The organism is Candidatus Tisiphia endosymbiont of Melanophora roralis (assembly GCF_964026575.1).
GTDB lineage: Bacteria > Pseudomonadota > Alphaproteobacteria > Rickettsiales > Rickettsiaceae > Tisiphia.
In genome coordinates this window covers 551,700-573,614 of sequence record NZ_OZ032161.1, presented here as the reverse complement: position 1 = coordinate 573,614, position 21,915 = coordinate 551,700, and the positions used below count along the sequence as shown (strand labels likewise).

Here is a 21,915-nt window from a genome sequence, read left to right as displayed (position 1 = left end):
CAATTCCCTTAAAAAAAATGGTATTATAGTGTAAGCATGAGATGCAAGTCAAGTGCAAGAGAAAATCGAACAGACCTCTTGCATCATTCTACTTCTACTGGTAATTTGTGTGTGATACCGGTACTCTGCTCCTCACGTACTCTAGAGTACGTTGCGGGTCGAGGTTTCGTGTCTCCTACAAATTCCCTAGCAGAAGTGAATTCTACAAAAGGTCTAGGTTCTGTGAAGATTTCTATCTAATGGTCGATTTCGTCGTTATTTTCGTTCTCGAATCCTCACGTACATTTAGTACGCTGCGGTTCTGCGAGCGAAAATGCCTATAAATCTACTCATTACATAAAAATCTTCACAGAACCTAACGGTAAATTAGAAATTTGTAAATTATTCGATATACTCAAATGATTTGAAGAATGGAGACAACAAACAAGGGGTGAGTGTACCTTACTATTCCCCACAAATATTTGCAGAAGCCAATTCTTTAAAGCAGAAGAGTATATCTGTTAATCATTAATCATATAGCAAAATTATTTAAAAAACTTTATCACAAATATAATTGCTATTTAAAGGTTTAATATTTATGACGAATAACCAAGAACCTAAACCAAAGAAACTAACACTTGGTGGTCCTAAACTATCGCTTAGTAAGCCAGCCCAACCCACCAATGTTACTAGAGGTTTTGTTAGTTCTGCAAAAACAATTGTAGAAGTTAGGAAGAGTAGCACTCCAGCTAATACTTTGTCTTTTAACAAACTTTGGTCTAGTGGTTCTACTTCTCAAGGCGGCGAATCTACTGCTGGAGAAGAATTTAACAGACGCTTAACTATTTTAAAAAAAGCAGCAGAAGATGCAAAATCTCAGAGTACTGATAGTAAGATTAGCACTCTGAGTAAACTTGCAACTATCAATCAACCTGTGAAAAAAGACTATATAGACGATATTGAAGAAAATGTTCAGGATGAGTTACAAGATATCGAAAATGATTCTGAAATACCACCTACTACATTAGCACCTACATCTTCACAGGATAACAACCCATCCAAGTCTTTTGTTAGATCAACACTGATTGGTTCTCAGAGTAATTTTGGCGTTGCACCTGAAGATGTTTTTGGGGTGGATAAGACTGGTGATAATAAAATAGTAGTACCAAAGGTTAAAGTTGAGGAGTCTAAAAAATTAAAAAAGGCAGATATCTTCAATATGCTTGATGCAGATGGAAGCGATAATACTGGTAGAACTAGAAGCCTTGCATCAATAAAAAGAGCTAGAGAAAAAGAAAAACGTAAAGCCGAGCAACAAACACCAGATAAAGTATACAGGGAAGTTATTATTCCGGAAGCTATTTCTGTAGGAGATCTAGCCAATAAAATGTCTGAGCGAGCCACAGATGTTATAAAAGAATTGATGAAGCTCGGTATTATGGCTACAACCATCCAAACAATTGATGCAGATACAGCAGAGCTTGTTGCTACGACCTTAGGGCATACAGTAAAAAGGGTTCAAGAGTCCGATGTTGAAAATATATTGATTAGTGAAGCTGATAAGGAAGAAGATTTAAAGCATAGGGCTCCTATTGTAACGATTATGGGACATGTCGACCACGGTAAAACTTCGTTACTTGATGCTTTAAAGTCAACTGATTTGGCAAGTCAGGAAACAGGTGGGATTACCCAGCATATTGGTGCTTATCGAGTCACCTTGGCTGATGGTAGGGCTATTACTTTCATTGATACTCCAGGACATGAAGCGTTTTCAGATATGAGAACTAGAGGGGCAAAGGTAACAGATATAGTGGTTATAGTAGTTGCTGCAGATGATGGAATAAAGCCGCAAACGATTGAAGCAATTAATCACGCTAAAGCGGCAAATGTTCCTATAATCGTTGCAATAAATAAGATAGATAAACCGGATATTAATCTTGACCGAATTAAAAATGATCTATTAATTTATGATTTAGTTAGTGAAGAGTTGGGAGGTGATACTATAATTGTACCAATTTCAGCTTTAAAGAAAACTAATTTAGATAAGTTAGAAGAGGCTATATTATTGGTTGCAGAAATGCAGGATCTTAAGGCTAACTTTAGCGGACTCACTGCTGGGGTAGTCATAGAGGCAAGAGTTGATAAAGGTAAAGGAGCGGTTGCTACTATATTGGTACAACGTGGTATTCTAAGAAATGGAGATATAGTAGTTGCTGGAACGAAATATGGTAGAATTAAGAGGATGAATAATGATAAAGGATTAGATCTTACCGAGGCAGAACCAACTTTACCAGTAGAGATTTATGGTTTAAATGAAGTTCCGCGAGCAGGAGATCAGTTTAATGTAGTGCAGAATGAAAAGCAGGCTAGAGATATTGTAGAGTATCGTGAACGCCTTGCAAAAGAAAAGAAAATTTCTGTTACCCAAAGATCAACTCTAGAAGAATTATTCCTAAAAGCCTCCGGTAATAGCGGTATGATAAAAGAGTTACCGATAATTGTTAAAGGTGATGTGCAAGGTTCAATTGAAGCAATTATCACTAGTCTATTAAAGTTGCCAAATGATGAAGTTCGTTTAAAGATTTTACATCATGCAGTAGGTGGAATATTGGAGTCAGATGTTACTTTAGCTAAAGCATCCAACGCTATTATTGTTGGTTTTAACGTTAGAACTAATAATAATGCTTTGGCTATGGCAGAAAAAGAAAAAGTGGATATTAGATATTATTCCATTATCTATAATTTGTTAGATGATATTAAATCAATAATGAGTGGTATGCTTTCACCAATTATTCGTGAACAATATATTGGTACAGCAGAGATTAGACAGCTATTCACTGTCTCAAAAGTTGGTAAAGTTGCAGGTAGTTATGTTACCAAGGGTACTATTAAAAGAGGTGTTGGAGTTCGCTTGTTACGAGATAATATTGTTATTCACGAAGGAAAACTTAAGACTCTAAAACGTTTTAAAGATGATGTCAAAGAAGTTCACGAGAATTTTGAATGTGGTATCGCTTTTGAAAATTATGATGATATAAAAGAAGGTGATATAGTAGAAGTCTTTGAAATTATTGAAGAAAAAAAACAGTTATTGTAAATGCAAAAACTTTCTGATAAAGACAAGTCACAAAATAGGTCACAAAGGCAAAAAAAAGTGGCAATATTAATAAATGAAGCATTAGTGGAAGTACTAAGGCGTGGTAAGATGTTAGATGAACGTCTGATTAATTGTCCAGTAACTATTACTAAAGTCTTAGTTACTTCTGATTTAAAAGTAGCAGATTGTTACTTTTTACCATTTAATACTACTTTTAATGAGATACAACTTACTGAGTCTTTAAATAATTCGAAATATGCTATAAGAAACTTTATAACTGCTAAAATTAATTTAAAATATTCACCAGAAATTCGTTTTCATTATGATCACGGATTTGATAATGCTTACAAAGTTGAGGAGTTATTGAAGCAAGTTGAAACTAATCGAGTGAACTAGGATTACAATGAATCAAAACCTTACCCATCGCAAAGCCACAATTGCTGACTTAAGAACAATTGTCAACCTTCTTTTAGAAGATGAACTTGGACAAATCAAGAGAACAGTTTTCAGCAAAATTGGATCAAGCTTATATTGATGCGTTCTACAAGATAGATAGTGATCCAAATCAATATTTGATGATAGTTGAAATGAATAAAGAAATAGTTGGCACTTGCCATTTGACTATCATGCCATCGCTAACTTTCATAGGTTCAACTAGGATGCAAATTGAAGCTGTTCGTATCTCAGAAAAGTATAGAGGACAACATTTTGGTGAATGGATGATGAGTATTGCAATGAAATATGGCAAATCAAAAGGTGTCTCCATTGTTCAGCTTACAACTAATAAAAAACGTCCAAGAGCCAAACAGTTCTATGAAAGACTTGGTTTTGAAGCAACACATGAAGGGATGAAATTATATAACTCTAATGAATAATAGTGTTATTATTTTAAATATTCACTTAAAAATCTCATGATTCCATAATTTTTTTAAAAACTCTTCTATTGGCAGTATATTTATTTCTCGATTATCTAGGCATATTTTCCTTGAATTATCTTCTAAGCAAACTACATATCCTTGATCCACTTGATGCTCTTCCATAAAAGATTTTATACTTTTTATTTCAGTTTTATGAACATTCGAAGATATTTTTACTTCAATTGGTAATGGCTTACCAGTAATAGTGCTAATTATAAAATCCACTTCTACGCCTGTCTTAGTACGCCAATAATTTATACGATGATCTAAATCATTTAGGTTTATATATGCTTGTAACTCAGTAAATACGTAATGTTCTAAAGCCCTTCCTGCTTCTGATCCTTTGGTATTATTAAAATGATTTTGGCTAATACTACTTGCAACGCCTACATCAAAAAAATAAAATTTAGGATTAGATGATATAATTTCTCTACTAATTTTTTTTTGATAGGGATAAACTAAATATCCTACCAAACTATCAACCAATATTTGGTAATATTCTTTAACTGTTTTAGCATCAATAGAACAATCGCGAGCTATGTTAGAATAATTCACTAGTTCGCCAGAGGAGAAAGCCGTGCTATCTATAAATCTACTAAACGCTGTAATATTTCTTACCAGTCCCTCAGCCCGAATCTCATTAGTTAAATAATCCTCAACATATGCTTTTAGTAATTTACGAGGATTATTACTGATAAAATGCGATGGAATTAAGCCATTATTAAATATTTTTAAAAGATCAAAATCCTCCTTCACCTCAGGGTATACTAATGGAAAAAAATTATATTTTATTGCTCTACCGCCTAATAAATTTGTACCATATGCTCTTAATTTTCTACTACTTGAACCACATAAAATAAAATAACTATCAGTATTTTCTATGAGCCAATGTATTTCATCAAGTAACGCTGGAACTTTTTGTATTTCATCTACTATTATAGGAAGATCAAGCTTAGCTGAGTGTAGTGCTAATACTTCTTCTCTAAAATTTGATGGTTGTTTTAGATACTTAAAATATAAGTCAGTTTTTAATAGATCATAATATATTGAATTAGGGTATAGGTTTTTTAAGTAAGTTGATTTTCCTACTTTTCTAGCTCCCCATAAGAAAGCTGTTTGCTTGTGATTTAAGTTTAATTTGAAATATCTTGTATACATATAGGTTTACTATTTAGGATTTTATTCCTAAATAGTAAACCCATTTAGGAGTAAAGTCCATATTTATTGATCAATCTTAATTTCTCTAATCTTTTATATCTTCCATTCTTGCAACTATACTCAAATGATTTGAAGAATTGGATTTGAAAATGAATGGTGAGAAGGCATAGCGTACATATGGTATAGTTACGCATGCGAATCCATGATATTTTCAAAAAACAATTCGTAGGAGCAGAAGAGTATATCTGAATAATATAGTTGAACAAGACCACCGCTTTATCAAGAAACGAGCTAAACCAATGCTTGGTTTAAAATTTTTTGTTCTGCTGCGGTTACTATCACTGATATAGAAAATATTCGTATGATTCAAAAAAGACAAATTACTGGAGCTAATAATAATTTTTCTACTTTTGAAAATTTTGTTATGCTCATGGCATCATAATGTCCAAAATCTGAGGTTTTACGATTCTCGCTACTCATCTTCGAGATAAATATGAGCAGAAATTATGCTATAGAACGTGAGTATTATGCGACGAGTGGAGTGTAGAATTAAATTCTCGTTACTGACTACATTTTTTCACCTGTGGAATTTTATAATAAAGAAATACTGATAAAAGTGTACTTTAATGACAAGAGTTTTTATTTGAAACAAAACAATGGTAATACACATAAGAAGCATTATGTTGACTAATTTTTAGTATGTCAAGTAGAAAAGTGATGTTTACATGACTACAAACTTCATTCCAAAACCACTACGAACCTGATTCTTTAGACGTTTCAAGCACTTTTTCGTCTCGAAGATGAGTCGCTAGACCACGATTTACAGATGCGACAGAATCAACTGGGATTAGTTAGTTAATGTTAATTATTTTTGTTCCTTGGTCTGTGACGTAGTATTGCTAGAGCTAGTAAATACTTTACACTCGTCAAGTAGTGTTTTAAGATTGACATTTATGTCTTCTAACTGAAAGGTAGCATGTAATATATGATGTTCTTTCTTAACTGTACTATTAGCTAGCTCTGTACTCTTTTGATATAGAGCTACTATTTCATCTTGTGCTTTGATGTAGACGTTAGAAAAATTATTGCAAATAACCTTGATGTCACTACAGGTTGATCTGATTTGATTAAGCCATTTGACCGAGAGTAGTATTAATAATATCTGTCCGATGATTAGGCTAAATACTCCAATGACCAAGGCTAATATTTGGTAATTCATGTTCTACTTCCTTTATTTGCTAATGTTATGTTTGTCCGCATAGCCTGTTGTAAGCCTAGATAAGGTCGGCTGATTGATTGCTACTATAAATATTTATTTTAATCATTTAGTAAATCCTATTTATTACTTTACTTAATATTAGAAAAAATATTATTATAACTTTATAATCATAATTTCACGGTAAATAATAGTCTGATTTTTTACTGTGGAGTTATATACTGATGTATTAATTACTACAGTATTTTTTACGGTATTGATTTGAGTTGATTTTTTACATATTATTTATGTATAAAGTTAGTCATCCGATAATTAAAAAATAATTTTGAGGTATAATTATGGAATTTCAAGTACAGGATTTATTAGGAAAATGCTCTATGTCATATGCAACTGTTAGGAGTTTAATTAAAAAGTCATTCTTCTTTTTTGTTATAGTTTGGCTTGTACTTGCTTATAGCAGTGGAACATTAGCAGCAGGAAAAAATAATAATATAAAAGAATATGGGATTGTTATATTACCAGAAGAAAAATGTGTAAGAGTAGCTGAAAAACTAAATCAGGATATTGCAAAAATATTAAGTCATTTAAATAATGTTAAAAATTATTGGCATGTTACCTTATATCACGGAGCATATGAAACAAAAGATTTACAACAAATATATGACAAAATTAAAGGACTAAAACTCCAACCTTTTACCTTAAACTTTAGTAAAATTTACTCTACTGCAGATAGGTGGATAGACTTAGGGGCAGAAAAAACTAAATATCTTCAGGAATTACACGCATCAATCGTTCATTTAGCTAGCCCTTTCCACAAACATCCGTTAGCTCGCTCTAAAGATGTTTATAAAGATATGTCAAATGTTCAACGTGAACAAGTCGATAATTATGGCGTTAGTGGAGTTTTGGAGTTATATAATCCTCATATGACGTTGTTTTACCAATACCCACCAAGGCTTGAATTACAGGATACTGCAAAGAGAGTAGCAGTCTCTTTCAAAGAAAATATGGTATGTAAAGCCTCCAAGATTATTATAGGAGAACTAGGATATAATGGTAATATTGAAAAAATAGTTTATAGTGTAGAGGTGTCCAACTAAGTGTCCAGCTAATTATAACAACAAAATATTCGTGTAACAAATTATGTTGAAGCCTGTCCAAGATAAAAGCTCAGTACAAAATACATCAATAATTTGTAGTAAACAAAACGATTTAAAATCTGAATTTGCTTCTATAGTAAATGTACCTGGCTTTGTTATCGCTAAAGACATCAATTCTAAGTATTCCGTTATTAGTAAAGATTATGCTCTACTACTGGGTTGGAAGAGTCCAGACCACTGCGTTGATTTAACAGATTTTGACATACCTTGTGAAGCCGTAAAAGCAGCTGAGCAATTTATAACCCTTGATCAGAAAGTTATCGAGACTGCTAAGGCAATATTAAGCGTATATATTTGCAATTATTCATCTGGCTGGAAAACCTTAATGAGTCATAAGATCCCCATACAACAAGAAGATGGGAAAATCACTGGGATATTTGGTCAAGTTATGGACATATCTAACACTAATATGTTTAATTGGTATCTAGCATTAAATCAATTTGATAAAAAATTTATAAATTCGCAGGATAAACCTATAATTTATATTTTAAATCAGGAGCATTCTCCTCTTCCTTTAAGCAAAAAACAACAAGAATGTGTATTCTTATTGTTACGTGGTAAATCCATGAAAGAAATCGCCACTATATTAAACCTGTCAGTACGTACTGTGGAATCATACTTTGCGATAATCAAATTAAAGTTAGGGTGCAGTAATAAATCTCAACTTATAGAAAAAGCAATTAATAGTGGTTTCCTACATTACATTCCAAATTAGTATTATTCTTGTGTCTAAAAAATAAGTTTCTATGAAAAAAATTGTTTTAACCTGTATGATTGGCAACGCATTGGAATGGTATGATTTTATTTTATATGCTCAGTTTGCTTATATACTAAAACAAAAATTTTTGCCAGATAGTTCTATTAGTGAAATACTGACTTTTGCAATATTTGCAGCTGGGTTTGTGGTAAGACCGCTTGGAGGAATTATTTTTGGTAATATTGGTGACAAATTTGGGAGACGTATTTCCTTGGTTATAGGTATTTTGACAATGGTAGTTCCCACTACCATAATAGGATTACTACCTAGTTATAATTCAATTGGTTTAGTTGCTCCAATAATTTTAACTATAGTACGGTTAGTTCAGGGATTTTCATTAGGTGGGGAATTTAGTGGTTGCGTTATTTACCTTACAGAACATGCACCAGCAAATAACAGGGGTATAATTGGAAGTATTGTATATATTAGTCAATGCTTAGGAATGTTGTTAGGGATAATAATTGCTTATTTACTCAGTTCCTTGTTATCAAAAGAAGATTTATGGTCTTTTGGGTGGCGATTACCTTTTATTAGTAGTTTTTTTGTTGGTATGATAGGAATGTACATAAGAAATAGCATTTCAGAAACCCCAATATATGCCAAGGTAAGAGATTGTGGACTAGTCTTACAATACCCTTTGCGAGAACTACTATTAAACTATAAGAAAAAACTTTGGTTAGCAATAGGTCTTTATATTAATGTTACAGCACCTTTCTATGCTGCAACTATTTTCATTCCAAACTACATGTTGTCCCTTGGATATAGCCAAACTGAATGCTCAACATTAGGAAGCTTAACTTTAGTTACCATGATCATTACTTTTCCTATTACTGCCTACATCTCAGATAAGATAGGACGCAAACCTGTAATTCTTTTTAGTTGCCTAGCACTTATAATACTCACCTACCCAATTTTTCTCATGATAAATACTAAATCTTATTATCTTGCAACTACAGCACAAATTTTATTTGCTGTAATAGTAGCATTTCATATGGGTGCAATACCAACGATTCTAGTAGAACTATTTCCAACTAGTGTTCGTTTTACAGGAGTAGCACTATCATGCAACATAAGTGCAGCAATATTTGGAGGGACAGTCCCTATGATTGGTGCTTGGATATATCAGGTTACAGGAGATAGATTAGCGATGTCTTATTATTTAACCTTCCTAGCTATTTTAGCTATTTTTATAATATTTTTTTACAAAGAAACATATAAAAATATAATATAAGTTTTAACGATACCGTCAAGTTAACTGAAAAACGCCAATTTTAACAAAATTTTCGGTCTGTAAGCAGCATAGTATCGTTCACAAAATACTCATTTTTTGTTAAATTCAAGTTAACTTGACGGTGGGTTCTGATACTGTCTTAAGAGTCAAGGGCTAAAATAGGATTAAAGATAGAATTATTTTTAATTATTCCAAAGACAATAGACTTCTTTCGAAACTCGCTTATGCTGAGGGATTTGAAGGAGACGCGGAACGCAGAACCGCAGCGTACTCTAATGTACGTGAGGATTCGAGTACCGCATCGACGTACAAATCACCAGCAAAAGTAGAGTTTCGAAAGAAGTCTAATATGTAATAATTTACGCATAATAGCAACAATAATAACCTTAGTAGGTTTACCCTTACTAGATAGCTTTTGGGTAAATTGTTTAAATATAGGGTTATGATTTTTAGCTACTATAGCAGGAAAGTATAGTGCTTTACGTAGTTTAGCTGAACCAATCTTTGATATAGCACTTTTCCAAATACTCTATGTTTAGGTGTAAGTCCTGCATAAGTAGCAAACTCCCTAGTACTATCTAATTCTTTACTTTCATGAATTCTCACTAATAAATGATCATCAGGTATCATGCACCTTAAGCTAACTCTATCACATCTCACACCTTCTTGATCAGATTTATAATCCTGCATCTTTACACCTGCATTTAAGCATAAAAATACATCTTATTTCTTATCTTAACTTTCTTCCACTTCTTCTTATGACTTTTTCAACAGCCCGGAGTTTAATCTTACATATTACTAACCATCATACCCTAAAAATACCATCTGATTTAAAGCATTTCTAAAGTAACAAATTTTAAATCCATATAACAACTGTATCACTTCTTAAAACAGTCTTATGTTATGCCTTTCAACCAATAAACTAATTTTTTTAGCCAAATCCACCTATTTTGCTGAGCTATTTGGTGTTGATATATTTTGACTTGTTTGTTCTTTTAGTAGTTTACTTTTTTCTTCTATTGAATTAAGAAAGAAATAAGTGAAGGTTAGGAAACCAACTAAAAGAGGTATAAATACAAAGAGAATTGCCTTTAGTTTCCTAGCTGATTCTTCACGATCCAGTCGTTTTTCTCTTTCTTCTTCTGTTTCAACAAATTTACTATCGGTATTTCTGCCAGTATCTAAATTATCTTTTGACATTTCTATAATCTAAAAATCGCATTAGTTGTCTAGTATTGTAACATAGTAGCATAATATTATTATTTTTCAAAATGTTTTCTACATTTTTTTTTGTTTATCCTAAAAAGCTGATAATATTTGTCTAGTCACTTATAGTTTACACAATATTCATCTTTTTCAAAAAAATATAATAAATTCCTAGTAATATTCTAATTTTTAGTTTAACTTATATATTTAAAATATAGAGTATGGTTTTTTTATGGAAGAAAAAGAAATCAATTATTGGGACAACTCAAAGTATGCACCTTGTCAATATGCTACTAGGTTACTGGATAAATTACGTAAGATGAATGAGGAAGTAAACCGACCAATAGATATTGATGAGGTTAGAAAGGCTATTTATTACGCCAAGAAATATCATGGCAGCCAAATGAGGCAGTCAGGTGAGCCTTATTACTCCCATCCACTAGAGGTGGCTTATATGATTTCTGATTATCTTTTCCGCACTGACATTATTGTTACCAGCATACTGCATGACACCATCGAGGATACAGAACTTACCGAAAAGATGATTGCTTATATTTTTGGGGAGCAGGTTGCTAGTCAAGTAGAAGACTTAAGCAGGAACAAGCCTCATGGCAAGATTAGCTCGGCGGAGATGATGGAATCGCTATATAGACAAAAGAAATATGATACCTTAATTATTAAGATATTTGATAGGCTTCACAATATTGAGACTCTAGAAGCTAAGTCTCCAGAAAAAGCGAAGAAGATAATTGAAGAAACTTTAAAGTATTCTTTAATTTTATGTGAAGTAGTAGAGCTACCATGGCTTTGCGATATCCTATATGAGAAATGTCATAAGCATAACATAAGATTGGGAGTTATAAAAAATAACGCTGATATTTTTACTAAACTATCTCAAGTTATTGCTTCTCCATTTTCTCAAAATAAGACACTCCTATAAAAAATCCTATGCCCACAGGTACTAGAATTAAAAATAATCCCCAATAACCTAAGTATTCTGTAGTGAATACTAAACCAAACGATGTTATAAAATAAGTGAGTAATTTGGCTATGGCACTTAACATGCTAGTATATGTAAATCTTTTGAAGATAGGAAAATATTTATAAAATATTGGTGATGCAGGTACATGATCAAACACAAATAAAGCAGCTAAACATTGAAAAATAAAAATATAATTCGAGTTTAGGCTATAGGATAACACCAAGGGAAATAAAATAATTGAAGCAAAAAATAAATAGAGCTTTGCTTTAAGTATCTTTAAAGGATGGATTATATAACTAAGATAAGCTAGCATAACTATTCCAAATAAGTCTACTAAAGATACCCAAAAATTTTGATTTATAACCTCATTAGGCGAAAAACCACATTTTTGTTTTAATATGTCCCCACAATATATATAAACGAAATAAAAGCAAGGAGGTCTAGCACATTGAATCAAAAAATATGCGATTGAAGTTGAAATTGGCACTGGTTGGTTGATAATTTCTTCATTCAGCTTGTTAAATTCAATTTTATTGTCTATAAACCTATTTTTTAACATTTTTTTCTTATTCATGAATTCATTGGCTTCTTTTAAACTGGTTCTAGCAACAGAACCAATTAACGCAATGCCAGCCCCAACCCAAAAAGCTGTACGCCAGCTGAATGCATTCTGATAAATATGTGTACTAGTAAAAATTGAAGCAACTCCAAGTGCTGCTGTAGTTCCTATGGCTGAAAACACAGTTATTAAGGTAACTAATGAATATTGAATAGGCGGGCTTGAACTTTCAGTTAAATAAATTTCTGCTCCTCGTGCTTCAGCAGTTGCTGCCAAACCTTGTATCATACGACAAGTTACAAGTATCCAAGACGCAGTAATCCCTATTTGAGCATAAGTCGGTACAGTTGCAATAATAACACACGAAATACCCATCAAAAAAGTAGTTATAATCACGACAGTCTTTCTACCTAAATAATCGCCAATATAACCAAACAATAACGCTCCAAAAGGTCTTAATATGTAAGTGGAAGAAAAGGCAGCAGCCGAAAGCAATGAAGTGGTAAAAGGATCATATTGGGGAAAGAATAATTCATTTAGTAATACTGCTAAATGTACATATAACATCAGATCAAAATACTCTAGGAACGTCCCGATCGACAGCAACCCAACAGCTTGTTTTTGTTCTCTAGTGAGACTGGTCTGAGTATATATAACTCTGCCGTCTGCTCGTACAAATTTGCTCATATTAGTGTTTAAACCCTTAAGTTATATTGTCTAGAGTTGTATATAATTAATTGCTTACAAACTCACCTTACGCATAACCCCCACAACTGTCGAAAGTTCAACAAGCGTCATTGCGAGCGAACGTACGTGAGCGTGGCAATCCATGAAGTTTGTCATATGGATTGCTTCGTCGGCTTATGCCTCCTCGCAATGACGCTTGTTGAACTTTCGACAGTTGTGGCATACCCCCCATGGCAATTAAAAAATTGCAGAAAAGTACAAGACGTCTATTAGCGAGACCACGTGAGTGTAGCGGCAATCCACATTTATTGGATTGCTTCGCCACCAAAGTGGCTTCTCGCAATGACTCTAGGCTATTCTCCCTATGGCTTTTAAATGCCATGCGTAAGGTGAGTTACAAAGTAAAAACGATGTCGTTCCCGCTTCAGTGCGGAATCTAGAAGGTTTAAAGCACCCTTTTGTTTCTTTAGATTCCGCACTGAAGCAGGAATGACATCATCTTTACCATTACAACCTATGATATAACACAACCACAACAAGAACTGGAACTAGAATCTTCCTGCCCTAGTGCTGCAACATCTAGAGGCACATCTTCACCTACTCCAAGCAAACTGGGATACAGACTCTCTGCTGGTTCTACTAGTGCGACAAAGTCAGCATAACCTTTTATTTCACCCTCTTGAATATTGTCTGCAAATGTTGGTTTAGCATTAGCAGACAATATTTTATCAACTAGTTTACCGTAGCCTATAGCTTGTTCATAGGTAATTTTTTTACTTCCTACTTCTCTTGCGTTTTTGTTAATCTGTACTACGCACTTGTCTGCTAAATCCTTAGCTTCCTTTGGAATAGGCTCATTACCAGCCAGTTCAATTGATTTTTTGTCACCTAGCTTGCCCCCTATTGCCATAGATAAATAAGCTAAGAATTCATCTTTTGTTGTACCAAATCCTTCCCAAAAACTTGATGCTAAATAAAAAGATGCTTCTTTTACCCCTATTGATAAGTACAAAAAGAACTCCCATGCACTATCTTTATTGCTTGATATTGTTAGTCCTCTTAAGTTAGCATTAGTATTATACATCTCGGATTCTTCCGATCTTCTATTTTCGTCATATACCTTTTGTAGATTAATGAAATCTTTTTTGTTATTCAATGTATTTTTCAAGTAATTATCTATTGTCTTCCTTTCCCCTGCATTATCAGGTAAATTTACTCTTTTAGTTTTCATAATAATCTCCTTAATTTATGTTATTATCTACCACCATGTCCTGCCATCATGGCTTTTCGTCGTTGTGCAAACTTAGCACTAGCACTTTGGGTTTCCCCTTTGGCTTGTGCGTGATCTTCATTTACCGCTGAGCTAACTTTTTTGGATGATTCTTGGCTTTGTTTTAAACTTTCTTTGATAGCTTGGGCATATTCTTTAGGATTTTTGGCAACAGGATGCTCTATAGGTTCAGGCTTATTCTCCACCGAAGAATCTTTTGTATTTTGAGGAGTTGCAACTAGTTGTTCCTGTACTGGATATTTCGGTTTAGGTAACCCTAATTTTTTATGACCACCTAATTTTATGATCATTGAGTGCAGCTCATGATATCCTTGATGATTGGGATCTTGTTGCCTTGCTTGATCATATTCTTTTATATGATAGTTATGATGTTTTTGTAATCTTTCTATCGCTAACTCAGGTTGGCTGCTATTTACTAAAGCAAGAATTTTCCTTCTATTTTCTTCTCTTTTTTGTTCTTTTGGTGCAAGAACCTTTAAATTTTCTTCATGTTCTTTGATTTTTTGATTATGTACTGCATTATCTTGACGAGCCTTATCTTTTACTGGTTCAGGAGTATCAGAACGGTTAATTATTGCCTCATTAACTTTAATTTGGTCTTTTCTATAATTGATGGATTTATTAGCTTTATCTTTAATAGCGTAATGCTTTCCCCAATATTGGCTTATTTCTTGTTGTTTCTTTTCAGCCTCTTCTTTTTCTTCTTTACTTGTATATTGCCCCATTAATTTGGCTTTTTCTTGATCAGTTAAAGAATTCTGATCATTTGCTGCTTTTTTTACAAGATCATCCTCTTCCTTTAATAGTTCATCAAACTTGTCTTGAAATGCTTTAGATGTATATTCAGCAATATGTTGTTTTAACTCCTCTTCTCGTTTTTCGTTTGCTGCTTTTTCTAAAAGTGCTATGGATTCTTGTAACTTAGCTTCTTCTGCTGCTGCCTCTCTAATTTTTTCCTCTTGACTGTAAAGCATATACTGTTCAGCACGTTCTTTCCTTTCGTTCACAATAGCTTGTATTGTTTTCAATATCTCTAGTATCTTTTCCGGGATGTTAGCAGTTGAAAAACTATCTATATCACGACTAAGCCTCTCTAGTTCAGCTGGGTTAGTGGAATGCATTCGGGATTTGATATTATTAATAATATTCTCAAGTTGAGATGAACCTGCCACCTCTTCTTTACCTTTATCTCCATCATCAAAATCATCAGCCATGTTATTTTTCATTTGTATTAATAAGTTTATTTATATTACCATAATTTAATTAGAATCAATTCTAAAATATTAGTCAACTTATTTTTAATGAAAATTAATTATTTTTTATAATATAAACAATATCCAATATTCTACTCACATAACTATATTAGTCCTGATATTTAACATCCTTTGATCTCAGCCTATATTCTTACCAATCTCTCTTTTTCCCCTTCTAATTTGTTTATAGAATTGTGATATTGTTACAACCAAGATTTATTATTTCAATTTTCTATATTATTTTTTCTTGCTATCGTTCAACCAAATCATCAATATCTAATTAGTATTAATAAGATATATTTAAGGTGAGTAAATGATAGGATACCAGCAAGAACAAAGAAGCCTAACGAAAGAACAAAAATCAGCTGTTGGGTTATTATCGATTGGGACTTTTTTGGAATCTTTTGACTTGATGCTTTACATTCATATGGCGGTATTTCTTAATGAGTTGTTTTTTCCTCAAAGTGATCCACATACTACAGCAATTTACTCTGCTACGGCTTTCTGTTCTACCTTTGTTTTTAGGCCTGTTGGTGCAGTAATATTTGGATGGTTAGGTGATAATATAGGGCGTAAGACTACCGTTATTATAACGACTTTTATGATGGCTTTATCATGTATTACCATGGCTAATCTACCTACTTACGCCCAAATAGGCATTACAGCCTCTTGGTTGCTCACCATATGCCGTATACTACAAGGAATATCCGTTATGGGAGAGACAGTAGGAGCAAGACTTTATTTAATTGAATCTATAAACCCACCAATCCAATATCCGATTTCTTCATCAATTTCCGTTTTTACTACTTTAGGAGAAGTTGCTGCTTTAGCCATAGCATCGTTAGTGACCTCCTATGGATTTAATTGGCGTATAGCCTTTTGGATGGGAGCAGGCATAGCATTAATTGGCACAGCAGCTCGAAGCAGTCTTAGAGAAACACCGGAATTTGCTGACGCCAAGCGTCAACTAAAAAAAACTTTTGAGCAGCCTTCAAATGTTGGCAGCATAGATCTTAAAAAACTAGAAAATAATCCAATATGGAAGGAAAAAGCTAATAAAGTAACAATAATAGCATTGTTTCTAATAGAATGCATGTGTCCTGTATGTTTTTATTTTGCTTATATGCATTGTGGCAATCTTTTAAAAACTTCTTTTGATTATAGTGCTGAACAGGTCATTCATCAAAATTTTATTCTCTCCATATTTTCCTTCTTAAGCACTTTAATATTAACATATTTAAGTTATAAAATATACCCGTTAAAAATTATAAAAACTTTGTTATTAATATTTTGTCTATTTGCTTTAGCTTGTCCTTATTTATTAAATAATGTTAATAGCTCGTTTGATATATTTTTAATTCAATTATTCGCTATGTTATTTGCACCTACCGGTCCTAGCCTAGGACAAGCAATATATTATAAACATTTTCCTGTCTTTAAACGTTTTAGTTGTGCTAGTCTTATCTTTGCCATATCTCGTGCCTTAATGTATGTAGTTACCCCTTTTGCAATTGTTTACTTAACTGAATATTGGCATCATTGGGGGATAATGATTATATTGCTTCCAGTTTGCATAGGTTTTGCATTCGGACTATTTCATTTTGAAAAGTTGGAGAAAGAGGTCGGGAATTATCCACAAAAGCCTTATGTAGAGGTATAGATAAATGTTGACAACATAATGTAATAATTCGTTTTGTTACTGTTGGTATTTTTAAATGCATAGCTAAAGTTAAAAAATGTATTACAGTTTCTTCTACTATCTTTTTAGCTTTTTCTAGTGATTTTGCTCCTAGAGTTTCTAAATTATGAATCCGATCAAAAATTTTAATCAATGCTACATCATATTTTTTTTGTTGAATTAATAAATCTAGTGTTTCCGCCGAGCTAATCTTGCCATGAGGCTTGACCCTAGTCAAGTCTTGCACTTGACTAGCCACTTGACTGCCAAAAATATAGGCAATCATCTTTTCGGTAAGTTGTGTATCTTCAATGGTATCGTGCAGTAATGCGGTAACAATAATGTCGGTTCTAAACAATCGTGGAATTTCTAGGGCTGTGTACTGGGCAAGCATATACGCCACTTCAATCGGATGGGAATAATACGGCTCGCCGGACTGCCTCATTTGACTGCCATGATATTTTTTAGCATAGTAGATGCCTTTTTTGACTTCATACATGTTTATTGGTTGCTTTACTTTTTCATTTAGCAAAATTAACTCCTTAAGCAACCTCTCAGCATATGCACAATACTGGTATTTTGAATTATCCCAATAGTTATTAACATCTTCCATAAGAAACCATGATATTTTAATTATAAAGTTATAATAAACTGAAATTTTGACTATTTAAAGCATTTATTGCTTTTTATTTTTAAAAAGATGCATATTTTCTAACCTATGTTGTATAAATTACAGTTTACCCGAATTCGCGTTATTGGACAATTTCATAAGATTAGTAAAAAATATCTTAAATATCTATTGTCGATGAGTTTTGTTTTGGATATAATAAGGGACAATAATACTACTTTTGATTTGTTATTAGACCTCTTGCGTAATTCTACTTCTGCTGGTAATTTTGCGTGATACCGGTACTCAAATCCTCACGTACACTAGAGTACGCTGAGGTTTTCCGTTCCGTGTCTCCTACAAATTCCCTAACAGAAGCGAATTTCGCAAGAGGTCTATTGAATAATTGTGTGATTTAATTATGAGCGAAGAACTTCTGCAACGAGATTTAATCAAGAATCCTCAAAAAATAGGGACTTGGAATTTTTATAATATTGGTGCAACAACTATTAGTGCTTTAAAAAAAGCTGATATAATAAGAAGTATAGATTATGGGGATGTATCAAACAAGAGAGTTGATGCCATTATCACAAAACAAAAAGAAGTTATTGCTATTGTGGAATTTAAACTACCTGAAAACTTTAATACCAAGGATAAAAAAAATAATGCCATTTTGCAAGAAATTGAGGTTGCCAAAAAACTAAAAACAAAATTAATTATTGCAACTGATACCCAAGAAACGGTATGGATTAATGTTGCTACTGGTAATAACGTAAAAAACGAAAAAGGTGATGATTTTAAGTATCTTTTTGACTCCAAAGATACAAACTTGCAAAAAGTTATCAATGAAATAATACAATCAATAAATGAAAAAAATGATAAAATCTTACCAAAAAAACTAATCAATCCAACCGACTTAGCAAAACAAATATGGCAAGATGTTTGGAGTGTTAGTGGTGCAACCCCTGAGAATTGCTTATACACATTTGTTGAATTATTTATATTCAAATATCTAAGTGATTTAAAAATATTGCAAGGTACTTATAATTTTTATACTTTACTCAGGATGTATGAAGAAGGCAATGAAACTAACACAGTTTTGCAACATTACGCAAATATTATCAGACCACAAATAAAGGAGCTGTTTCCTGAAAATGCCCTAGACAAGACCACCATAATAAATGGTAGCCTATTTATCAGTAAAGAACAAAAAGCTGTTGATAGTTATGGAACAGTCTTTAGAAAAGTGTTACACAAGTTTAGAGATTATGGGAAACTTGAACATATTGACCATGATTTTAAAAGTAAGTTATTCGAAAGTTTTTTAAAAGAAAGTATCAGTAAAAAGAAATGGGGGCAGTTTTTTACTCCGATTAAAGTTGTTCGTGCTATCAACGAAATGGCAGAAGGTGCGCTAAAAGATGGGATGACTATTTGTGATCCAGCATGCGTAGTGGGTAAATTTCCATTAGAATTTATAAAAGACAATCTTGATAAGCTGTTTAAAGTTGAAAACAATAAAATAATACAAAAAGTTAAAATAGTTGGTTTTGATAAAGGTTTTGACAAAGATGAACAAAAAACCATCATTTTAGCAAAAGCCAATATGCTTATTTATTTTTGTGAACTTATAAAAGGCAATATTGGACTAACTAAAGAATTTGCTAAAATATTTAATGATAGTTTCATTTTAAAAACAAACTCCATACTTGGTACGCTTTCTGAAGCAGAAGAAGAGAAATATGATTTAATTTTAACAAATCCCCCTTATGTTACTAGCGGAAGTAGTAATTTAAAAAAAGAAATATCTAAGAATCTTACTTTAAAAAATCACTATAAAATCAATGCCATGGGTATTGAAGGGCTTTTTATGGAGTGGATCATTAAAGCTCTAAAAAAAGGTGGCAAGGCTTTTATAGTTGTACCTGACGGTATATTTAATAGACAGAATGATAAAAATTTAAGGCAATATATTTTAGATAGTTGCTATATTGATGCAATTATTTCTTTGCCATTAAAGACATTTTTTACAACACAAAAAAAGACCTATATTTTAGCAATTACAAAAAAATCTGATATTTCTGATATTCAAACTGATCCTGTATTCACTTATTTGGTCAGTGAAATAGGTGAAAGTAGAGATATCTACAGATTTGATATTGAGCAAGATGACTTAAAAGAAGCTGTTAATTTATATAATGCTTTTAAGGGCAATAAGAAGTATTTTGCAACTCTTAATCATGATAAGAGGTGTAAGATAGTTTCGATAAATGAATTTGACAGTGATAAAAATTGGTCTGTAGAAAGATGGTGGAGTAAAGAAGAAAAAATTGAATTAGGCATTGAAGGAATAGACCAAGTAGTTTCAATTAGTGAGTTTAGTGATATAATTAGCGATTTAGTAACGAGATGCAATGAGTTTACTACATCTTTGCAAGATATTGGTTTTAATGTAACTCAAGAAAAAAAAGTACTTAGAAATACCTTTAAATGATTGTAGCTATTTTAAATTATTTATAGGTAAAAGAGTTTTAAAAAGGGATTTAATAAATATTAAAGCTGGCAATATACCCGCATATAGTGCAAATGTATTTAATCCAGTTGGTTTGATAAAAGATAGTAATATAAAAGATTTTGATAGTAATTTTGTTATATGGGGTATTGATGGTGATTTTAAATTTAATTTTATTAGAAAGTACATCCCATTTGCAACAACTGATCATTGTGGAACAATAAGAATATTAGAAGATACTATCTTGCCACAATATTTAATGATTGAGCTAGACAGAATTAAGGATGTTTATGGTTTTGATAGGGGATTAAGAGCTTCTCTAAAAAATATGCAGAATATCATTATTAGATTACCTGTAGATGTCGATGGGAATCTTGATATTGACATCCAACAAGATATTATAGAAAAATATCAAGTAATCTCTGAAATTAAGCAAGAAGTTGGGGAATACAAACATAAAATAGATAAACTTGTTATCAAAATTGATGATGCAATCGAGTATTGCCAAAGTGTAAAAATAGAGGATATTTTTAATATAAAAAAAGGAATAGCAAAATACACTAAGACTTATATTAAAAAACATAAAGGTTCGTATCCTATCTACTCAGCAAACACAAAACAAGGTGGTGTTTTGGGTTATATAAATCATTTTGATCATGATGTTGAATCTATCCAGATTACTACCAATGGATATGCTGGCACAGTTTTTTATAGGTCAAAACATAAATTTAGCATAAATGGAGATGCAAGATTGTATATCCCAAAATGTGATAACCTTGATTGTTTATATCTATCGTTTGAATTACAAAAAGTATTAGATAAAAATAACTTTAACTGGGAATACAAGCCAACCATAGAAAGAACAAGAAATATTGAAATCAAAATCCCAATTACTGCAACAGATGAATTTGATTTACAAAAGCAAAAGGAGATAGCAGAGAAATATCAAGTAATCTCTGGAATTAAGCAAGAAGTTGAGGAATATAAACATAAAATAGATCAACTTGTTATCAAAATTGATAATGAAACCGAATATTGCCAAAGTATCACAATAGATAATCTTTTTGATTTATCTCAAAAAACAAATAGCAGTAAATTTACAAAATCCTTTATTAAAAAAAATAAGGGCAATATTCCTGTGTATAGTGCTTCAAAAGATGAAAATGCTATTAATTATGGTTATATTAAAGATAATCTAAAAGGGGTAAAATATTTTGAAGATTGTCTAACTTGGAATATTGATGGTTCAATTGGTAAAATCTTTCTAAGATTAAATAGATTTTCTTTGTCCGAAAAAGTTATACCTCTAATTTTACGAGATAAATTTAAAGATTGTAATAAACTATACTTAAAATATACCATAGAGAATGAATTGACTACTAAGAATTTTGGATTTGCAAATAAAGCCGGAAAAAGCAAAATTAAAAATATTGAAATCAAAATCCCAATTACTGTAACAGGTGAATTTGATTTACTAAAACAAAAGGAGATAGCAGAAAAATATCGTAAAATCGAAGAAATAAAAAATAATATAAAAAGAGAACTTGAAAAAATAGAAAATATAAAAGTTGATATTGGTTTATAATTTTAATCTATACTCAAATGATTTAAAGAATTGGAACGAA

At 32.0% G+C, this 21,915-nt stretch carries 19 protein-coding genes and 2 pseudogenes; 11 read left to right on the top strand and 10 right to left on the bottom strand.

The annotated features are described in order from the left end of the window. The first annotated feature begins 577 nt into the window (after positions 1-577). The 3 genes from infB (at position 578) to AAGD53_RS02795 (ending at position 3,951) form a co-directional block, all read left to right on the top strand. A complete protein-coding gene (gene infB, locus AAGD53_RS02805) occupies positions 578-3,076 on the top strand; it encodes a translation initiation factor IF-2 (protein ID WP_341763197.1) in 2,499 nt (832 codons plus the stop codon). Then, a complete protein-coding gene (gene rbfA / locus AAGD53_RS02800; protein ID WP_341763196.1) occupies positions 3,077-3,472 on the top strand; it encodes a 30S ribosome-binding factor RbfA in 396 nt (131 codons plus the stop codon). 86 nt (positions 3,473-3,558) lie between these two features. Beyond that, on the top strand, positions 3,559-3,951 hold the full coding sequence (locus tag AAGD53_RS02795; RefSeq protein WP_341763195.1) for a GNAT family N-acetyltransferase: 393 nt from the start codon (positions 3,559-3,561) through the stop codon (positions 3,949-3,951). A gap of 21 nt (positions 3,952-3,972) precedes the next feature. On the opposite strand, the gene AAGD53_RS02790 is transcribed toward AAGD53_RS02795, so the two are convergent. Next, positions 3,973-5,151, bottom strand: coding sequence for an ATP-binding protein (locus AAGD53_RS02790; RefSeq protein WP_341763194.1), 1,179 nt, complete (start codon positions 5,149-5,151; stop codon positions 3,973-3,975). A 242-nt stretch (positions 5,152-5,393) separates the two neighbouring features. Between AAGD53_RS02790 and AAGD53_RS02785 the strand changes: the two are divergent. Beyond that, a pseudogene (locus AAGD53_RS02785) lies at positions 5,394-5,593 on the top strand (DDE-type integrase/transposase/recombinase); the annotation flags it as partial. A 423-nt stretch (positions 5,594-6,016) separates the two neighbouring features. Here AAGD53_RS02785 and AAGD53_RS02780 read toward each other — a convergent pair. After that, positions 6,017-6,370 (bottom strand): hypothetical protein, encoded by a 354-nt coding sequence (locus AAGD53_RS02780; protein ID WP_341763193.1) that lies wholly within the window; start codon positions 6,368-6,370, stop codon positions 6,017-6,019. Positions 6,371-6,705: 335 nt separating this feature from the next. On the opposite strand from AAGD53_RS02780, the gene AAGD53_RS02775 reads away from it, so the two are divergent. From AAGD53_RS02775 to AAGD53_RS02765, 3 genes are read left to right on the top strand one after another with little or no spacing between them, the layout of a single operon-like run. Further along, a complete protein-coding gene (locus AAGD53_RS02775) occupies positions 6,706-7,467 on the top strand; it encodes a hypothetical protein (protein WP_341763192.1) in 762 nt (253 codons plus the stop codon). Positions 7,468-7,510: 43 nt separating this feature from the next. Continuing rightward, positions 7,511-8,242: a PAS and helix-turn-helix domain-containing protein gene (locus AAGD53_RS02770; RefSeq protein WP_341763191.1), complete on the top strand. Its 732-nt coding sequence runs from the start codon at positions 7,511-7,513 to the stop codon at positions 8,240-8,242. 31 nt (positions 8,243-8,273) lie between these two features. Next, on the top strand, positions 8,274-9,515 hold the full coding sequence (locus AAGD53_RS02765) for an MFS transporter (RefSeq protein WP_341763190.1): 1,242 nt from the start codon (positions 8,274-8,276) through the stop codon (positions 9,513-9,515). A 313-nt stretch (positions 9,516-9,828) separates the two neighbouring features. Here the strand turns inward: AAGD53_RS02765 and AAGD53_RS07730 are convergent, their stop codons facing one another. The 3 genes from AAGD53_RS07730 to AAGD53_RS02750 form a co-directional block, all read right to left on the bottom strand. Further along, complete coding sequence (locus AAGD53_RS07730; RefSeq protein ID WP_375333204.1) at positions 9,829-10,017, bottom strand: hypothetical protein; 189 nt, start codon at positions 10,015-10,017, stop codon at positions 9,829-9,831. Continuing rightward, positions 9,972-10,205, bottom strand: coding sequence for a hypothetical protein (locus AAGD53_RS02755; RefSeq protein WP_341763189.1), 234 nt, complete (start codon positions 10,203-10,205; stop codon positions 9,972-9,974). Before AAGD53_RS02755 ends, AAGD53_RS07730 begins: the two co-directional genes overlap by 46 nt. A gap of 255 nt (positions 10,206-10,460) precedes the next feature. After that, positions 10,461-10,715 carry a hypothetical protein gene (locus AAGD53_RS02750; RefSeq protein WP_341763188.1) on the bottom strand — a complete coding sequence of 85 codons (255 nt, stop codon included), beginning with the start codon at positions 10,713-10,715 and terminating at the stop codon, positions 10,461-10,463. Positions 10,716-10,953: 238 nt separating this feature from the next. On the opposite strand from AAGD53_RS02750, the gene AAGD53_RS02745 reads away from it, so the two are divergent. Next, the gene (locus AAGD53_RS02745; protein WP_341763187.1) at positions 10,954-11,661 is read left to right on the top strand and encodes an HD domain-containing protein; all 708 of its coding nucleotides are present in this window, start codon (positions 10,954-10,956) and stop codon (positions 11,659-11,661) included. Here the strand turns inward: AAGD53_RS02745 and AAGD53_RS02740 are convergent. The 3 genes from AAGD53_RS02740 to AAGD53_RS02730 all read right to left on the bottom strand — a co-directional run bounded on the left by AAGD53_RS02740 (position 11,621) and on the right by AAGD53_RS02730 (position 15,466). Continuing rightward, entirely contained in the window at positions 11,621-12,949 is a 1,329-nt protein-coding gene (locus AAGD53_RS02740) for an MFS transporter (RefSeq protein WP_341763186.1), read from the bottom strand. The two genes, AAGD53_RS02745 and AAGD53_RS02740, sit on opposite strands and share 41 nt — an antisense overlap. A gap of 514 nt (positions 12,950-13,463) precedes the next feature. Further along, entirely contained in the window at positions 13,464-14,180 is a 717-nt protein-coding gene (locus tag AAGD53_RS02735) for a hypothetical protein (RefSeq protein WP_341763185.1), read from the bottom strand. A gap of 23 nt (positions 14,181-14,203) precedes the next feature. Continuing rightward, positions 14,204-15,466 (bottom strand): hypothetical protein, encoded by a 1,263-nt coding sequence (locus AAGD53_RS02730; protein WP_341763184.1) that lies wholly within the window; start codon positions 15,464-15,466, stop codon positions 14,204-14,206. A gap of 340 nt (positions 15,467-15,806) precedes the next feature. Between AAGD53_RS02730 and AAGD53_RS02725 the strand changes: the two genes are divergently transcribed. Further along, positions 15,807-17,153, top strand: coding sequence for an MFS transporter (locus AAGD53_RS02725; RefSeq protein ID WP_341763183.1), 1,347 nt, complete (start codon positions 15,807-15,809; stop codon positions 17,151-17,153). Here AAGD53_RS02725 and AAGD53_RS02720 read toward each other — a convergent pair. After that, on the bottom strand, positions 17,047-17,784 hold the full coding sequence (locus tag AAGD53_RS02720; RefSeq protein WP_341763182.1) for an HD domain-containing protein: 738 nt from the start codon (positions 17,782-17,784) through the stop codon (positions 17,047-17,049). The genes AAGD53_RS02725 and AAGD53_RS02720 overlap by 107 nt on opposite strands. A gap of 263 nt (positions 17,785-18,047) precedes the next feature. Beyond that, a pseudogene (locus AAGD53_RS02715) lies at positions 18,048-18,193 on the bottom strand (palindromic element RPE1 domain-containing protein); the annotation flags it as partial. A gap of 6 nt (positions 18,194-18,199) precedes the next feature. Between AAGD53_RS02715 and AAGD53_RS02710 the strand changes: the two are divergent. Continuing rightward, positions 18,200-20,272 (top strand): class I SAM-dependent DNA methyltransferase, encoded by a 2,073-nt coding sequence (locus AAGD53_RS02710; RefSeq protein ID WP_341763181.1) that lies wholly within the window; start codon positions 18,200-18,202, stop codon positions 20,270-20,272. After that, entirely contained in the window at positions 20,259-21,875 is a 1,617-nt protein-coding gene (locus AAGD53_RS02705; protein WP_341763395.1) for a restriction endonuclease subunit S, read from the top strand. Before AAGD53_RS02710 ends, AAGD53_RS02705 begins: the two co-directional genes overlap by 14 nt. The last annotated feature ends 40 nt before the right edge of the window (positions 21,876-21,915 follow it).

What these genes read in the sequence shown, in the direction of transcription:
- infB (WP_341763197.1), top strand. Translation starts at nt 578, where the DNA reads ATGACGAATAACCAAGAACCTAAACCAAAGAAACTAACACTTGGTGGT.
- rbfA (WP_341763196.1), top strand. Translation starts at nt 3,077, where the DNA reads ATGCAAAAACTTTCTGATAAAGACAAGTCACAAAATAGGTCACAAAGG.
- AAGD53_RS02790 (WP_341763194.1), bottom strand. Translation starts at nt 5,151, where the DNA reads ATGTATACAAGATATTTCAAATTAAACTTAAATCACAAGCAAACAGCT.
- AAGD53_RS02780 (WP_341763193.1), bottom strand. Translation starts at nt 6,370, where the DNA reads ATGAATTACCAAATATTAGCCTTGGTCATTGGAGTATTTAGCCTAATC.
- AAGD53_RS02775 (WP_341763192.1), top strand. Translation starts at nt 6,706, where the DNA reads ATGGAATTTCAAGTACAGGATTTATTAGGAAAATGCTCTATGTCATAT.
- AAGD53_RS02770 (WP_341763191.1), top strand. Translation starts at nt 7,511, where the DNA reads ATGTTGAAGCCTGTCCAAGATAAAAGCTCAGTACAAAATACATCAATA.
- AAGD53_RS02765 (WP_341763190.1), top strand. Translation starts at nt 8,274, where the DNA reads ATGAAAAAAATTGTTTTAACCTGTATGATTGGCAACGCATTGGAATGG.
- AAGD53_RS02755 (WP_341763189.1), bottom strand. Translation starts at nt 10,205, where the DNA reads ATGCAGGATTATAAATCTGATCAAGAAGGTGTGAGATGTGATAGAGTT.
- AAGD53_RS02750 (WP_341763188.1), bottom strand. Translation starts at nt 10,715, where the DNA reads ATGTCAAAAGATAATTTAGATACTGGCAGAAATACCGATAGTAAATTT.
- AAGD53_RS02745 (WP_341763187.1), top strand. Translation starts at nt 10,954, where the DNA reads ATGGAAGAAAAAGAAATCAATTATTGGGACAACTCAAAGTATGCACCT.
- AAGD53_RS02740 (WP_341763186.1), bottom strand. Translation starts at nt 12,949, where the DNA reads ATGAGCAAATTTGTACGAGCAGACGGCAGAGTTATATATACTCAGACC.
- AAGD53_RS02735 (WP_341763185.1), bottom strand. Translation starts at nt 14,180, where the DNA reads ATGAAAACTAAAAGAGTAAATTTACCTGATAATGCAGGGGAAAGGAAG.
- AAGD53_RS02730 (WP_341763184.1), bottom strand. Translation starts at nt 15,466, where the DNA reads ATGAAAAATAACATGGCTGATGATTTTGATGATGGAGATAAAGGTAAA.
- AAGD53_RS02725 (WP_341763183.1), top strand. Translation starts at nt 15,807, where the DNA reads ATGATAGGATACCAGCAAGAACAAAGAAGCCTAACGAAAGAACAAAAA.
- AAGD53_RS02720 (WP_341763182.1), bottom strand. Translation starts at nt 17,784, where the DNA reads ATGGAAGATGTTAATAACTATTGGGATAATTCAAAATACCAGTATTGT.
- AAGD53_RS02710 (WP_341763181.1), top strand. Translation starts at nt 18,200, where the DNA reads ATGAGCGAAGAACTTCTGCAACGAGATTTAATCAAGAATCCTCAAAAA.